This is a genomic window from Streptomyces canus 299MFChir4.1 (assembly GCF_000383615.1).
Taxonomy (GTDB): domain Bacteria; phylum Actinomycetota; class Actinomycetes; order Streptomycetales; family Streptomycetaceae; genus Streptomyces; species Streptomyces canus_C.
Genome location: NZ_KB911588.1, coordinates 230,825 through 245,798, shown reverse-complemented (window position 1 = coordinate 245,798; position 14,974 = coordinate 230,825). Strand labels below are relative to the sequence as shown.

Here is a 14,974-nt window from a genome sequence, read left to right as displayed (position 1 = left end):
TCAACCGCTGTGGAAAACCCACGGGCCAGCCTGTGGAAAACCGGGGCGGGAGTGAGAACGGCCACGGCGGGGCCGGTCCACAGGGGCTGTGCGGGGCGGTCGGGCCTGAGTACCGTGCCGTGCGAGCCACCGCGGCGAGGCGGGTGCGGGCGCCGGCCACCGGGCGCCGCCGTCTGCGGCCGGGCGGCGGTGGACGGACCGGAATCGGGAACGGGGCGGAATGGACGCGTACGACGGAGGCTCGAACGCCCGGCGAGGACCGGGCGCCGCGAGCGAGCCGGGCGATGCCCCTGAGCCGGAGCGACCAGAGGAGGTCTACGGGTCGCACGGGGCGAACGGTCCCGAGGCGCCGGGTGAGCCGGAGGCGCCGGGTCAGCCGGACGCGGCCGCCGAGGCACTGGCGAAGGTCCCCGCGCAGGATCGTGGACCCGCTGAGGTGCGGTCGGCCACGAGCAATCCGTTCGCCGAGCCCACCCACCCCGGCTCCTCTGAGGCCGCCCACCCCGACCCCTCCGACACCCGCCCCTCCGCGATACGCCCGGCCGCCCCGGCCCCGGGCCTCGCCCCCTACCGAGCCCCCGACCCCGAGCCCCGTACCGGCGTGGCCGCCCTCTCTCTGCGCTATCAGATCGGGGTGGCCCTGGCGCTCGCCGTCGTGGCCGTCGCGGTCTGTGTGCACATCGGGATGGTGTTCCTGCACGTCGCGCCGTCGAACACGGTGACCAAGCAGCACGGCGGGGCGGTCGACGACTGGGTCTATCCGGAGTTCGAGCAGAACTGGAAGCTCTTCGCGCCGAACCCCCTCCAGCTGAACATCGCGGTGCAGGTCCGGGCCCGGGTACGGAGTGCGGACGGCGGCAGCCGTACGACCGGCTGGTACGACCTGTCCGCCCAGGACGGCCGGGCCATCGACGGCAATCTGCTGCCCAGCCACACCCAGCAGAACGAGCTGCGCCGCTCCTGGGACCTCTTCGTCGCCACGCACGACGCCGACAACCGCCCGGTCGGCCTGCGCGGCACCCTGGCCGGGACGTATCTCCGCCGCATCGTGGTGCTGCGTCTGGAGCGCGACCACGCGACCGCGCGGGGCGACGTCCTCGTGAGCGTCCAGGTCCGCTCCAGGACCTCCAACGTGCCCCCGCCGAAGTGGAGCGAGGAGAAGGTGCAGGTGCAGCCGGTCTACCGCGAGCTGCCCTGGTGGGCCGTGACGGCGGACGACACCGAGGGGAGCGCCCGGTGAACCGATTTGCCCTGGCGGTGTCCACCGGCATCGCCCGCGTCACCGAGGCCGCCCTCGGCCCCTACCAGACCGCGATGATCCGTATCGGTTTCAGCGCGACCTGGCTGCTGTTCCTGCTGCGCGAGTTCCCGCACCGCCAGGAGCTGTACGGCCCGGACGGTCCGTGGAGCTGGAACCTCGCCGAACAGCTGGTCTCGCTCAACGGCGCGTTCACGGTCCTGATGTGGTCGGACGGGCAGTTCTGGTTCGAGACGGTCTATGTGCTCACCGTCGTGTCGAGCGTCCTGCTGCTGCTCGGCTGGCGCACCCGCGCGATGTCCGTGCTCTTCATGGTCGGCGTGCTCTCACTCCAGAACCGCAGCATCTTCATGGGCGACGGCGGCGACAACGTCCTGCATCTGATGTGCATCTACCTGGTCTTCACGCGCTGCGGCCAGGTCTGGTCGCTGGACGAGCGGCGGGCCCGTCGCACACGGGAGGCACACGCGCGTGGAGAGCATGTCGTGGACCGCGTCGGGCCGGCCCTGTGGGGCGTCCTCGGGCTCGTGCTGGTGTCGTCGGCCTTCCTGGACAGGCTGAGCGGCGACTGGGTCGTCCCGGCGCTCCTGTGGACCCTGTGGCTCGCGCAGGCCCTGTGGTGGGCGGTCGGACGGTTCACCCGGTCCGGGCAGTCGCGGATCATGCTCGACGTCGTGGCCAACATCGTCCACAACGGCGCCCTGCTCGTGATCATGGCCGAGGCCTGTCTCATCTACGCGACGGCGGGCTGGTACAAGATCCAGGGCTCCCGCTGGCAGGACGGCACCGCCGTCTACTACCCCCTGCATCTGGAGTCCTTCTCACCGTGGCCCGCCCTCGCCGACCTGCTGTCGGCGAACGGCGTCATGGTGATGCTGGTGACGTACGGCACGGTCGCCGTGCAGGTCGCCTTCCCGTTCACGCTGTTCAACCGGCGGGTCAAGAACGTCCTGCTGGCGGCGATGATCACCGAGCACGCGGTGATCGCGGTCGTCCTCGGACTGCCGTTCTTCTCGCTGGCGATGATCGCCGCCGACTCGGTCTTCCTGCCGACGTCGTTCCTGCGCCGGCTGGGCGAGGGGGCCGCACGCGTCCGTGGACGGCTGTGGGCGCGCTTGGCCCCGGGCGGGGGCGGCCCGGGAGCGGCTCTGCTCGGACAGCGCGTTCCGAAGGGGCGGCCAACGCCTGAGGGGCACCGGACTCCCGGTCGGCCGGCCCCACCGGCGGAGCCGGGATCCGCGCAGACCCCGCCGCCCGCCGACCGCCGCGACGACAACCCCGGCGACCCCGAGAACCCCGGTCACCGGCACGTAGGCTTCCCCGCATGACCGGTCCCGATCCCGTGAGCCTGTGGCACCGGCTCGCCGACACCTGCGTGCTGCTCGACGGCTTCCACGCCCTCAAGCACGCCGTGCGCTTCGGGGCCGAGGTCCCCGTGGCGGTCGCCGTCGACCGGGGCGCCGCGCTCGCCCTGGCCGAGGAGCTGGCACCGGACGTACGGAACACCCTGGACGCGCTGCTGACGCAGGTCCCGGAGTCGGTGTACGCGTCCCTCGTGCCGCGCCCGCATCCCACGGGGGTCGCGGCGCTGGCCGTACGGCCGTCCCGGGCGGCCCATCTCGAGAAGCTGGCGCACACACCGCGTACCGCCCCCGTGGTGGTCCTCGACAATCCGCGCAACCTCGGCAACGCGGGGGCGGTGATCCGGCTGGCCGCGGGCTTCGGGGCGACCGGCGTGGTCACCACGGGCACGCTCGACCCCTGGCACCCGACCGTCGTCCGCGGTGGCGCGGGCCTGCACTTCGCGACCGCGGTGGAGCGCCTGGAGGTCGCCGAGCTGCCGCCCGGGCCGGTGTTCGCCCTGGACCCGGAGGGCGACGACATCCGGGGCGTGAAGCTCCCGGACGACGCCGTCCTCGCCTTCGGCTCGGAGCGCAGCGGGCTCTCACCCGAACTGCGCGCGCGTGCCGGTCACCTGGTGGCGCTGCCGATGCGCCCCCAGGTCTCCAGCTACAACCTGGCGACCAGTGTGGCGATGACCCTCTACCACTGGAGTCTCGGCGAGGCCTAGGCTTCCCGGCGCACCTCGACCACCCGGAACCGGTTGGCGACGAACGCCCCGTCGCACAGCGCGGAGTTGGCCGCCGGGTTGCCGCCCGAGCCGTGGAAGTCGGAGAAGGCGGCCGTCTGGTTGACGTACACCCCGCCGACGAGGTTCAGCGACAACTGCGCCGCCTCCTCCAGACAGACCTCCCGGACGGCCTGCTCGACCTCCTCGTCGGTGGTGTACGCGCCGACCGTCATGGCGCCCTTCTCGCGGATCGTGCGCCGCAGCAGCTCCACCGCGTCGGCCGCCGAGTCGACCGCGACGGCGAAGGAGACGGGCCCGAAGCACTCGCTCATGTAGGCGGCCTCGGCGTCCGGCTTGGCGCCGTCCAGTTTGACGACGACCGGCGTGCGTACGACCGCGCCCGGGAACTCAGGGTTGGCGATCTCCCGCGAGGCCAGGGCGACTTCGCCGAGACCGGCCGCGGCCTCCAGGCGCGCCTTGACGTCCGGGTTGACGATCGCGCCCAGCAGCGCGTTGGCGCGTGCGTCGTCGCCGAGGAGGCCGTCGACCGAGCGGGCGAGGTCGGCGACCACCTCGTCGAAGGTCTTGGGGCCCTCGTCGGTGCGGATGCCGTCCCGGGGGATCAGCAGGTTCTGCGGGGTGGTGCACATCTGGCCGCTGTACAGGGACAGGGAGAAGGCCAGGTTGGAGAGCATCCCCTTGTAGTCGCCGGCCGACTCCACGAGCACCGTGTTGACGCCGGCCTTCTCCGTGTAGACCTGCGCCTGGCGGGCGTTGGCCTCCAGCCAGTCGCCGAACTCCGTCGAACCGGTGTAGTCGATGATCCGGATCTCGGGGCGCGTGGCCAGGGTCTTCGCGATGCCCTCGCCGGGGCGCTCGGCGGCGAGCGCCACCAGGTTCGGGTCGAAGCCCGCCTCGCCCAGGACGTCCCGCGCCACCTGGACGGTGAGCGCGAGCGGCAGCACCGCGCGCGGGTGGGGCTTCACCAGGACCGCGTTGCCGGTGGCCAGGGAGGCGAACAGGCCCGGATAGCCGTTCCACGTCGGGAAGGTGTTGCAGCCGATGACCAGGCCGATCCCACGCGGGACCGGGGTGAACTGCTTGGTGAGCGCGAGCGGGTCTCGCTTGCCCTGCGGCTTGGTCCACTCCGCGGTGTCGGGGGTGCGGACCTGCTCCACGTACGCGTACGCCACTGCCTCCAGGCCGCGGTCCTGCGCGTGCGGGCCGCCCGCCTGGAACGCCATCATGAAGGCCTGGCCGCTGGTGTGCATGACCGCGTGCGCGAACTCGTGGGTCCGGTCGCTGATCCGCTTGAGGATCTCCAGGCACACCACCGCGCGGATCTCGGCACCCGCGTCCCGCCAGGCCTTCTGACCCGCCTTCATCGCGGGCAGCAGCACGTCCAGGTCCGCGTGCGGGTACTCGACGCCCAGCTCGATGCCGTAGGGCGAGACCTCGCCGCCCACGAAGTCGTCGGTACCGGGCTGGCCGAGGTCAAGGCGGGTGCCCAGCAGGGCGTCGAAGGCGGCTTTGCCCGCCGCCATGTCGAGGCTGCCGGCCTCGCCGTAGGCCTTGGGGTGCTCCGGGTGCGGGGACCAGTACGCGCGTGTGCGGATCGCTTCCAGCGCCTGGTCGAGGGTGGGCCGGTGCGCGGCGATCAGCTGGTGGTAGGTCAGTTCGGCGGCCATGCGGGACCAACTCCTCGTCTTTCGAACTCTTCGTCGAGTTCATGACCTGGGTAGAAATATGGGCAGGAACAGCCGGTCAGGGTTAGAGTAACCGAACGATCGGTCGGTACAAGGGGGTCCGCCGCATCTGTGGAAAACCCCGTGCGGGAGGATCGCGCACATGACAGGACTCGACCTCAGCAGCCCCGTGGCCGTCGTCGGCACCGGCACCATGGGCCAGGGCATCGCCCAGGTCGCGCTGGTCGCCGGGCATTGCGTGCGGCTCTACGACGCCGTCCCCGGCCGTGCCCGGGAGGCGGCCGACGCGATCGGGGCCCGCCTCGACCGGCTCGTCGAGAAGGACCGGCTCACCGCCGCCGACCGGGATGCCGCGCGCTCCCGTCTCGTGGCCGCCGGGCACCTCACCGACCTCGCGGACTGCACCCTGGTCGTCGAGGCCGTCCTGGAGCGGCTGGACGTCAAGCAGCAGCTCTTCCGGGAGCTGGAGGACGTCGTGGGCGAGGACTGTCTGCTCGCCACCAACACCTCCTCCCTGTCGGTGACGGCCATCGCCGGCGCCCTGCGCCACCCGGGCCGTTTCGTGGGCCTGCACTTCTTCAACCCCGCGCCGCTGCTGCCGCTGGTCGAGGTCGTCTCCGGGTTCGCCACCGACGTCTCCTCGGCCACGCGCGCGTACGAGACGGCACGCGCGTGGGGCAAGACGCCGGTCGCCTGCGCCGACACCCCCGGCTTCATCGTCAACCGGATCGCACGGCCCTTCTACGCCGAGGCGTTCGCGGTCCACGAGGCCCAGGGCGCCGAGCCCGCCACGATCGACGCGGTCCTGCGCGAGTGCGGCGGCTTCAAGATGGGCGCGTTCGAACTGACCGACCTGATCGGACAGGACGTCAACGAGTCCGTGACGCACTCCGTGTGGCGCGCCTTCTTCCAGGATGTGCGCTTCACGCCCTCGCTGGCCCAGCAGCGCCTGGTGGAGTCGGGCCGGCTCGGCCGCAAGAGCGGGCGGGGCTGGTACGACTACACGGACGGCGCCGAGCGCGACGAGCCGCACACCGCGGAGCCGGCCCAGGCGCCCGCGTACGTCGTCGCCGAGGGCGATCTGGGCCCCGCGTCCGAACTGCTCGCGCTGATCCGTGAGGCGGGCATCCAGGTCCGCGAGGACGAGGAGGACCACGGCAGCCGTCTCGTCCTGCCGAGCGGCGGGCAGCTGGCGCTCGCCGACGGGCAGACCTCGGTGGAGTTCCGGGACGTCGTCTACTTCGACCTCGCGCTCGACTACCGCAGGGCCACGCGCATCGCGCTGTCCGCCTCCCAGGACACCTCGCAGCAGACCCTCGCCGAGGCCACCGGGCTCTTCCAGGCGCTCGGCAAGGACGTCAGCGTCATCGGGGACGTGCCGGGCATGATCGTCGCCCGTACGGTCGCCCGGATCGTCGACCTGGCGCACGACGCCGTCGCCAAGGGTGTGGCCACTCGGGAGGACATCGACACCGCCATGCGGCTCGGGGTGAACTACCCGCTCGGCCCGTTCGAGTGGAGCCGCAGGCTCGGCCGCAACTGGGCCTACGCCCTCCTCGACGACCTGCACCTGCGCGACCCGTCCGGCCGGTACGCGCCCTCGCTCGCGCTGTACCGGCACGCCTACGCCTCCGACAAGCGGGAGGGCAGCACCTCATGACGACCGCCAAGCGCGACACGTACACGCCGGAGACGCTGCTGTCCGTCGCCATCCAGGTCTTCAACGAACGCGGCTACGACGGCACCTCCATGGAGCACCTCTCCAAGGCGGCGGGCATCTCCAAGTCGTCGATCTACCACCATGTGGCCGGCAAGGAGGAACTCCTGCGCCGGGCCGTCAGCCGGGCCCTGGACGGCCTCTTCGGGATCCTCGACGAGGAGCACGCGCGCGTGGGCCGTGCCTCCGACCGCCTGGAATATGTAGTGCGGCGCATGGTCGAGGTACTGATCGCCGAACTCCCCTACGTCACCCTGCTGCTGCGGGTGCGCGGCAACACGGACACCGAGCGGTGGGCCCTGGAGCGCCGCCGCGACTTCGACCACCGGGTCGCCGAACTCCTGAAGGCGGCCGCGGCGGACGGCGACGTGCGCGGTGACGTGGAGGTGCGCCTCGCGACCCGTCTGGTCTTCGGCATGATCAACTCCATCGTGGAGTGGTACCGCCCGGACGGCCGGGGCATGAACCAACGCGAAGTGGCCGACGCGGTGGCCCAGTTGATCTTCGGGGGACTGCGCAGGGCGTCCTGAACTCAGCCCTGCGGCTCCAGGTCCTCCTCCTCGAAGACCAGCAGGGTGCGGGTGCTGAGGACCTCCGGGATCGCCTGGAGGCGGGTGAGGACCAGTTCGCGCAGGGATCTGTTGTCCGGGGTGTGGACGAGCAGCAGCACATCGAAGTCACCCCCGACCAGAGCGAGGTGGGAAGCCCCCGGCAGCTGTCTGAGCTGTTCGCGGACCGTGCGCCAGGAGTTCTGGACGATCTTCAGGGTGATGTACGCCGAGGTGCCCTGGCCCGCGCGCTCGTGGTTGACGCGGGCGCCGAAGCCGCGGATGACGCCGTCCTCGACAAGGCGGTTGATCCGCGCGTAGGCGTTGGCGCGCGAGACGTGCACCCGTTCGGCGACCGACCGTATCGACGCGCGCCCGTCCGCCTGGAGCATCTGGAGGATGTCCTGATCAATGGCGTCGAGCGGACGCGGTGGCGGAAGCGGGGCGCCGCCCTCCGCGCCTTCGGCCATTTGTTCAGGTGCCATGTCCCCCCGCCTCCCTACCATGGACGTACTGCGTCCATCTCAGGCTGTGGAGAACCGTTTGTCCACAGCCTGAGGGGGCCTGTAGCCAAAATGTGCCGACGACCGAACAATCGGTAGGTGAGGCGCCTCACACCCGTGGTGCGCCACCAGCCGCTCCCACGAGGAGGTGCCGTCATGACGGTCATGGAGCAGCGTGGCGCGTATCGGCCATCGCCGCCGCCCGCCTGGCAGCCCCGCACGGACCCCGCGCCCCTGCTGCCCGACGCGCAGCCCCATCGCGTCCTCGGCACCGAGGCGGCCGCGCAGGCCGACCCGGCCCTGCTGCGCCGGCTCTACGCCGAGCTGGTGCGCGGCCGCCGTTACAACACGCAGGCCACCGCCCTCACCAAGCAGGGCCGCCTGGCCGTCTACCCCTCCAGCACCGGCCAGGAAGCCTGCGAGGTCGCCGCCGCGCTGGCCCTCCAGGACCGCGACTGGCTCTTCCCCAGCTACCGCGACACCCTCGCCGCCGTCGCCCGGGGCCTCGACCCCGTCCAGGCGCTGACCCTCCTGCGCGGTGACTGGCACACCGGCTACGACCCGCGTGAGCACCGCGTCGCCCCCCTGTGCACCCCCCTCGCCACCCAGCTCCCGCACGCCGTCGGCCTCGCGCACGCCGCCCGCCTCAAGGGCGACGACGTGGTCGCGCTCGCCATGGTCGGCGACGGCGGCACCAGCGAGGGCGACTTCCACGAGGCGCTGAACTTCGCCGCCGTCTGGCAGGCCCCGGTCGTCTTCCTGGTCCAGAACAACGGCTTCGCGATCTCCGTCCCGCTCGCCAAGCAGACCGCGGCCCCCTCACTGGCCCACAAGGCCGTCGGCTACGGGATGCCCGGGCGCCTGGTCGACGGCAACGACGCGGCAGCCGTGCACGAGGTCCTCACCGCTGCCGTACGCCACGCGCGCGCGGGCGGCGGTCCCACCCTGGTGGAGGCGATCACCTACCGCGTGGACGCCCACACCAACGCCGACGACGCGACCCGCTACCGCGGCGACGCCGAGGTCGAGACCTGGCGCGGGCACGACCCGGTCGCCCTCCTGGAGCACGAACTGACCGAGCGCGGACTGATCGACGAGGCCGGCATCGAAGCCGTACGCCAGGACGCCGAGGAGTTCGCCGCCGGGCTGCGCGAGCGCATGAACCAGGACCCGGTCCTCGACCCCATGGACCTGTTCGCCCATGTCTACGCCGAGCCCACCCCGCAACTGCGCGAGCAGCAGGCGCAGCTGCGTGCCGAGCTCGACGCCGAGCACGACTCCCACGGGGGTGCGCACCGATGACCACCGTCGCCCTCAAGCCGGCCACCATGGCGCAGGCCCTCACGCGCGCGCTGCGCGACGCGATGGCGGCCGACCCCACCGTGCACGTCATGGGCGAGGACGTCGGCACCCTCGGCGGTGTCTTCCGGGTCACCGACGGGCTGGCCAAGGAGTTCGGCGAGGACCGCTGCACGGACACCCCGCTCGCCGAGGCGGGCATCCTCGGTACGGCCGTCGGCATGGCGATGTACGGACTGCGGCCGGTCGTGGAGATGCAGTTCGACGCCTTCGCCTATCCGGCGTTCGAGCAGCTGATCAGCCATGTGGCGAAGACGCGCAACCGCACCCGCGGGGCGCTGCCGCTCCCCATCACCATCCGGGTCCCCTACGGCGGCGGCATCGGCGGGGTCGAGCACCACAGCGACGCCTCCGAGGCCTACTACATGGCGACGCCTGGGCTCCACGTCGTCACCCCCGCGACCGTCGCCGACGCCTACGGACTGCTGCGCGCCGCCATCGCCTCCGACGACCCGGTCGTCGTCCTGGAACCCAAGCGGCTGTACTGGTCGAAGGACTCCTGGAACCCGGACGACCCCCAGACCGTTGAACCGATAGGCCGCGCGGTGGTGCGGCGCCCCGGCCGGAGCGCCACACTCATCACGTACGGGCCGTCCGTACCCGTGTGCCTCGAAGCCGCCGAGGCCGCGCGGGACGAGGGCTGGGATCTCGAAGTGGTCGACCTGCGCTCCCTGGTGCCGTTCGACGACGAGACGGTCGCGGCCTCGGTACGGCGGACCGGACGAGCGGTCGTCGTGCACGAGTCGGGCGGGTTCGGCGGACCGGGCGGGGAGATCGCGGCCCGGGTCACGGAGCGCTGCTTCCACCATCTGGAGGCGCCGGTGCTGCGCGTGGCCGGGTTCGACATCCCCTATCCGCCGCCGATGCTGGAGCGTCACCACCTGGCCGGCGTGGACCGGATCCTGGACGCCGTCGGGCGTCTGCAGTGGGAGGCGGAGAGCTGATGGCGCAGGTGCTGGAGTTCAGGCTGCCGGATCTCGGCGAGGGCCTGACCGAGGCGGAGATCGTCCGCTGGCTGGTGGAGGTCGGCGACGTCGTCGCGGTCGACCAGCCGGTCGTCGAGGTCGAGACGGCCAAGGCGATGGTCGACGTCCCCTGCCCCTACGCCGGTGTCGTCACGGCCCGCTTCGGCGACGAGGGCAGTGAACTCCCGGTGGGGTCGCCGCTCATCACCGTGGCGGTGGGGGCGCCGGCGTCCGACCCCGACGCGCAGAACGAGGGCTCGGGGAACGTGCTCGTGGGGTACGGCACCTCGGAGGCCCCCGCGCGCAGGCGCAGGGTGCGGCGCGAGCAGCAGGTTCCCGTGCCGGTGAACGGCCGGTCGGCACCTGCCGAGGTGGTCGAGGGCCCCGTCCCCGTGATCTCCCCGCTGGTCCGCCGCCTCGCCCGCGAGAACGGCCTCGACCTCAGGGAGCTCACCGGCTCCGGACCCGAGGGACTGATCCTCAGGGCCGACGTCGAGTACGCCCTGCGTGCCGCCGCCTCACAGGAGCACCAGGCACCGGCACCGGCACCCACCGTGGTCCCCCAGGCCACGGCGGCAGCCCCGGCCTCCACTCCCGCACAAACCCGTGTCCCCCTCAAGGGTGTCCGGGGCGCGGTCGCCGACAAGCTGTCCCGCAGCCGGAGCGAGATCCCCGACGCCACCTGCTGGGTGGACGCCGACGCGACGGAACTCATGCGTGCGCGTGCGGCGATGAACGCGGCCGGCGGTCCGAAGATCTCCCTGCTCGCGCTGCTCGCCCGGATCTGCACCGCCGCCCTCGCCCGCTTCCCCGAGCTCAACTCCACCGTGGACACGGCGGCCAGGGAGATCGTGCGACTGGACGCCGTGCACCTGGGGTTCGCCGCGCAGACCGAGCGCGGGCTGGTGGTGCCGGTCGTGAAGGACGCGCACGCGCGGGACGCCGAGTCGCTGTCCGCGGAGTTCGCCCGGCTGACCGAGGCGGCCCGCACCGGCGCCCTCACCCCCGCGGAACTCACGGGCGGCACCTTCACGTTGAACAACTACGGCGTGTTCGGTGTCGACGGCTCCACGCCGATCATCAACCACCCCGAGGCGGCCATGCTCGGCGTCGGCCGCATCATCCCCAAGCCATGGGTCCACGAGGGCGAGCTGGCGGTGCGTCAGGTCGTGCAGCTCTCGCTCACCTTCGACCACCGGGTGTGCGACGGCGGCACCGCGGGCGGCTTCCTGCGGTACGTGGCGGACTGCGTGGAACAACCGGCGGTCCTGCTGCGCACCCTGTGACCCAGGCACCCGCCGACCACGACCGCGGCACCGGCACCGTCCTCCGCCCACCACGATCGCGCGCCGCCACCCGGGCGGCGCGCGATCCCGGTGCCGCCGCACGTTCCCTGTGATCGCGGGGGCACGCATACTCGGGGGGTGACCTCGCACCAGCCCTCGCGCGACCCGGACGCCGGTCCTGTGTACGACGTGGTCGTGCTCGCCGGGGGTGCCGCCCGGCGGCTCGGCGGCGCGGACAAGCCCGGTGTGCGGGTGGGCGGGCGCGCCCTGCTCGACCGCGTCCTCGCGGCCTGCGCCGACGCGGGCACCACCGTCGTGGTCGCCGACCCCCGCCCCACCGCCAGGCCCGTGACCTGGGCCCGTGAGGACCCGCCCGGCGGCGGCCCGCTGGCCGCCCTGGACGCAGGACTGCGGCACACCACGGCGCGGTACGTCCTGGTGCTCTCCGCCGACCTGCCCTTCCTCCGGGAGGACACCGCACGCCTGCTGCTGACCGTCCTGCGCACGGGCGGCGCCGACGGCGTGCTGCTCACCGACGCGGACGGCCGCGACCAGCCGCTGGTGGCCGCGTACCGCACGCCCTCGCTGCGCATTGAACTCGCCGCACTCACGAAGGAGCACGGCGCTCTCACCGGCCTTCCGCTGCGCCGGCTGACCGCCGCGCTCGATCTCACCCGCGTCCCCGACCCCGTCGCGTCCTTCGACTGCGACACCTGGGACGACATCGCCACCGCCAGGGCACGCATCAGGGAGCATGGGCACGTGTTGGATGAATGGATTTCCGCAGTCAAGGACGAGCTGGGCATCGACCTCGACGTCGACACCGGCGTGCTGCTCGACCTCGCCCGTGACGCCGCGCACGGCGTGGCCAGGCCCGCGGCACCGCTGACCACCTTCCTCGTCGGCTACGCGGCCGCACAGGCGGGCGGCGGACCCGAGGCGGTCGCCGAAGCCTCCCGCAAGGCCGCGGCCCTGGCCCTGCGCTGGGCGGACGAGGCCGACGGCGAGACCGCCGCCGCGCCCGACGGGACCTCGGACAACCGCCCGGACGCCGGATGACCGCCCGGTCCGTGCGCACCGGCGACGTCCAGGCCGGCTCCGCCGCAGACACCGCAGACGCCGACGATCTCGACGTCGAGGAGGCGCTGGCCCTGGTGAGAGAAGACAACGGCACCGCGCACCCCGGGGGTCAGCGCCCTCCCGGGCCGCCGCCCCAGGGCTCCGGCCCGGCGGCCCGGCCGGACGCCCACCACCGGGCGACCCCCTGGCCCGAGGCCCGCGCCATCGCCGCCCGGGCCGCCCGCACGGTCACCCGCGGCGCCCGTCGCGCCCCCGTCTCGGTACGGCTCGACGACGCCCTCGGTCTCACCCTGGCCGCCCCTCTCGACGCCCTCACCGACCTCCCCTCCTTCGACACCTCGGCCATGGACGGCTGGGTGGTCGCCGGGCCCGGACCCTGGGCCGTACGGGACGAGGGGGTGCTGGCCGGGCACGCCGAGCCCGCGCCCCTGACCGACGGCGAGGCGGCCCGGATCGCCACCGGCGCGCGCGTGCCCCCGGACACCACCGCCGTCCTGCGCAGCGAGCACGGGCAGACCGACGACAAGGACCGGCTGCACGCCACCCGGGCCGTCGTGCCCGGCCAGGACATCCGCCCCCGCGGCCAGGAGTGCCGCAGCGGCGACCAGCTCCTGCCGCCCGGCACCCTCGTCACCCCGGCCGTCCTCGGCCTTGCCGCGGCCGCCGGATACGACACCCTCACCGCCGTCCCCCGCCCCCGGGTCGAAGTCCTCGTCCTCGGCGACGAGTTGCTCACCGAGGGGACTCCTCGGGACGGCCTGATCCGGGACGCGCTCGGGCCGATGCTCCCGCCCTGGCTGCGCGCGCTCGGCGCCGAGGTCACCGCCGTACGCCGACTCGGCGACTCCGCCGAGGCCCTGCGCAAGGCGATCACCAAGTCGCAGGCCGACGTGATCGTCACGACCGGCGGCACCGCGGCCGGACCCGTCGACCACGTCCACCCCGTCCTTCGCCGCATCGGCGCCGAACTCCTGGTCGACGGCGTCAAGGTGCGCCCCGGCCACCCCATGCTGCTCGCCCGCACCAAGGAGAACCAGCACCTCGTCGGCCTGCCGGGCAACCCCCTCGCCGCCGTCTCCGGCCTGCTCACGCTCGCCGAGCCGCTGCTGCGCACCCTGGCCGCCCGCCCGGCCCCGGAGCCGTACACCCTGCCCCTGAGGGACGAGGCCCACGGTCACCCGTACGACAACCGGCTCGTCCCGGTCGTCCTGCGCGGTGACAGCGCGGTCCCACTGCACTACAACGGCCCGGCCATGCTGCGGGGCATCGCGGCCGCCGACGCTCTCGCCGTCGTACCGCCCGGGGGTGCCCGGCCGGGGCAGGAGGCCGAACTGCTCGATCTGCCCTGGGCGTCCGCCGGGATCGGGGTGTGTTTCACGTGAAACTTCCGGGCCATGACGCGATCGCCCGCCAGGCGGACGAGCATCTCGTGACCCACAAGGTGAAGCTGCCGCGCAAAGTGGTGGAGCACCCGTTCCGTCAGGTCGCCAAGCGGGTGCTGATGGCCCTGCTGGTCCTCGCCGCGACAGCCCTGATCGTCTACGCCGATCACGACGGCTACAACGACAACTCGGACGGGTCCGTCGACTTCCTCGACGCCTGGTACTACGCGACCGTCACGCTCTCCACCACCGGCTACGGCGACATCACCCCGGTCAGCGATGCCGCCCGGCTCACCAACATCTTCGTCATCACGCCCCTGCGTGTGCTGTTCCTGATCATCTTGGTCGGCACCACGCTCGAGGTCCTCACCGAGCGCACCCGCGAGGAGTGGCGACTCAACCGCTGGAGGTCCACCTTGCGCGACCACACCGTCGTCGTCGGCTTCGGGACCAAGGGCCGTTCGGCGATCCAGACCGTGTGCGCGACGGGTCTGAAGAAGGAGCAGGTCGTGGTGGTCGACCCCAGCGGCAAGGCGGTCGAGGCCGCGACGGCCGAAGGCTATGCGGGGGTCATAGGGGACGCGACGCGCAGCGAGGTGCTGAAGCGGGCCGAGGTGCACAGGGCCCGGAAGATCATCATCGCCACCCAGCGCGACGACACCGCCGTCCTGGTGACGCTGACGGCCCGGCAGCTCAACAAGGCCGCGAAGATCGTGGCCGCGGTGCGCGAGGAGGAGAACGCCCCGCTGCTCAAGCAGTCCGGGGCCGACGCGGTCATCACCAGCGCCAGCGCGGCCGGCCGGCTGCTCGGTCTGTCGGTGCTCAGCCCCGCGGCCGGCATGGTGATGGAGGACCTCATCCAGCAGGGCAGCGGGCTCGACATCATCGAACGGCCGGTCATAAAAGCCGAGGTGGGCAGGAAGCCGCGGGAGACGGACGACCTGGTGGTGAGCGTGCTGCGCGGGCACCGGGTGCTCGGCTACGACGATCCGGCCGTCGGGACGCTGGAGCTGACGGACCGGCTGATCACGATCGTGCGGGCAACGCCGGGCACCCAGGTGGCACCCGACGCCCGCCCGCTTCGGCAGGACTGAACGCC

General features: G+C 72.7%; 13 protein-coding genes. 11 read left to right on the top strand and 2 right to left on the bottom strand.

Translation table 11 applies throughout. From position 1 onward, the window contains the following. Window positions 1–220 precede the first annotated feature (220 nt). Genes H293_RS0119020 through H293_RS0119010 form a run of 3 tightly spaced genes read left to right on the top strand, consistent with a single transcriptional unit; the run spans window position 221 to window position 3,329 of the window. Complete coding sequence (locus tag H293_RS0119020; RefSeq protein WP_020119449.1) at window positions 221–1,240, top strand: DUF5819 family protein; 1,020 nt, start codon at window positions 221–223, stop codon at window positions 1,238–1,240. Next, window positions 1,237–2,586, top strand: coding sequence for an HTTM domain-containing protein (locus H293_RS0119015; protein WP_020119448.1), 1,350 nt, complete (start codon window positions 1,237–1,239; stop codon window positions 2,584–2,586). Before H293_RS0119020 ends, H293_RS0119015 begins: the two co-directional genes overlap by 4 nt. Continuing rightward, window positions 2,583–3,329, top strand: a complete 747-nt coding sequence (locus H293_RS0119010; protein ID WP_020119447.1) for a TrmH family RNA methyltransferase — start codon at window positions 2,583–2,585, stop codon at window positions 3,327–3,329. The genes H293_RS0119015 and H293_RS0119010 overlap by 4 nt, the downstream gene beginning before the upstream one ends. Here H293_RS0119010 and paaN read toward each other — a convergent pair. Beyond that, window positions 3,326–5,017 (bottom strand): phenylacetic acid degradation protein PaaN, encoded by a 1,692-nt coding sequence (paaN, locus tag H293_RS0119005; protein ID WP_020119446.1) that lies wholly within the window; start codon window positions 5,015–5,017, stop codon window positions 3,326–3,328. The genes H293_RS0119010 and paaN overlap by 4 nt on opposite strands. Before the next feature lie 160 nt (window positions 5,018–5,177). Here paaN and H293_RS0119000 point away from each other — a divergent pair, with 160 nt between their 5' ends. Together H293_RS0119000 and H293_RS0118995 are read left to right on the top strand one after the other, a co-directional pair. After that, window positions 5,178–6,695 (top strand): 3-hydroxyacyl-CoA dehydrogenase, encoded by a 1,518-nt coding sequence (locus H293_RS0119000; protein ID WP_020119445.1) that lies wholly within the window; start codon window positions 5,178–5,180, stop codon window positions 6,693–6,695. Beyond that, on the top strand, window positions 6,692–7,282 hold the full coding sequence (locus tag H293_RS0118995; protein WP_020119444.1) for a TetR/AcrR family transcriptional regulator: 591 nt from the start codon (window positions 6,692–6,694) through the stop codon (window positions 7,280–7,282). The genes H293_RS0119000 and H293_RS0118995 overlap by 4 nt, the downstream gene beginning before the upstream one ends. A gap of 2 nt (window positions 7,283–7,284) precedes the next feature. On the opposite strand, the gene H293_RS0118990 is transcribed toward H293_RS0118995, so the two are convergent. Further along, window positions 7,285–7,770 (bottom strand): Lrp/AsnC family transcriptional regulator, encoded by a 486-nt coding sequence (locus H293_RS0118990; protein WP_020119443.1) that lies wholly within the window; start codon window positions 7,768–7,770, stop codon window positions 7,285–7,287. 189 nt (window positions 7,771–7,959) lie between these two features. Here H293_RS0118990 and pdhA point away from each other — a divergent pair, with 189 nt between their 5' ends. The 6 genes from pdhA to H293_RS0118960 all read left to right on the top strand — a co-directional run bounded on the left by pdhA (window position 7,960) and on the right by H293_RS0118960 (window position 14,969). Beyond that, the gene (pdhA, locus tag H293_RS0118985; protein WP_020119442.1) at window positions 7,960–9,105 is read left to right on the top strand and encodes a pyruvate dehydrogenase (acetyl-transferring) E1 component subunit alpha; all 1,146 of its coding nucleotides are present in this window, start codon (window positions 7,960–7,962) and stop codon (window positions 9,103–9,105) included. Further along, window positions 9,102–10,106, top strand: a complete 1,005-nt coding sequence (locus tag H293_RS0118980; RefSeq protein ID WP_020119441.1) for an alpha-ketoacid dehydrogenase subunit beta — start codon at window positions 9,102–9,104, stop codon at window positions 10,104–10,106. Before pdhA ends, H293_RS0118980 begins: the two co-directional genes overlap by 4 nt. After that, complete coding sequence (locus H293_RS0118975; protein WP_020119440.1) at window positions 10,106–11,413, top strand: dihydrolipoamide acetyltransferase family protein; 1,308 nt, start codon at window positions 10,106–10,108, stop codon at window positions 11,411–11,413. The genes H293_RS0118980 and H293_RS0118975 overlap by 1 nt, the downstream gene beginning before the upstream one ends. 138 nt (window positions 11,414–11,551) lie before the next feature. Then, complete coding sequence (locus H293_RS0118970; RefSeq protein WP_028807993.1) at window positions 11,552–12,472, top strand: NTP transferase domain-containing protein; 921 nt, start codon at window positions 11,552–11,554, stop codon at window positions 12,470–12,472. Beyond that, window positions 12,469–13,875: a molybdopterin molybdotransferase MoeA gene (locus H293_RS0118965; RefSeq protein ID WP_020119438.1), complete on the top strand. Its 1,407-nt coding sequence runs from the start codon at window positions 12,469–12,471 to the stop codon at window positions 13,873–13,875. The genes H293_RS0118970 and H293_RS0118965 overlap by 4 nt, the downstream gene beginning before the upstream one ends. Next, entirely contained in the window at window positions 13,872–14,969 is a 1,098-nt protein-coding gene (locus H293_RS0118960; protein ID WP_020119437.1) for a potassium channel family protein, read from the top strand. The genes H293_RS0118965 and H293_RS0118960 overlap by 4 nt, the downstream gene beginning before the upstream one ends. Window positions 14,970–14,974: the final 5 nt, after the last annotated feature.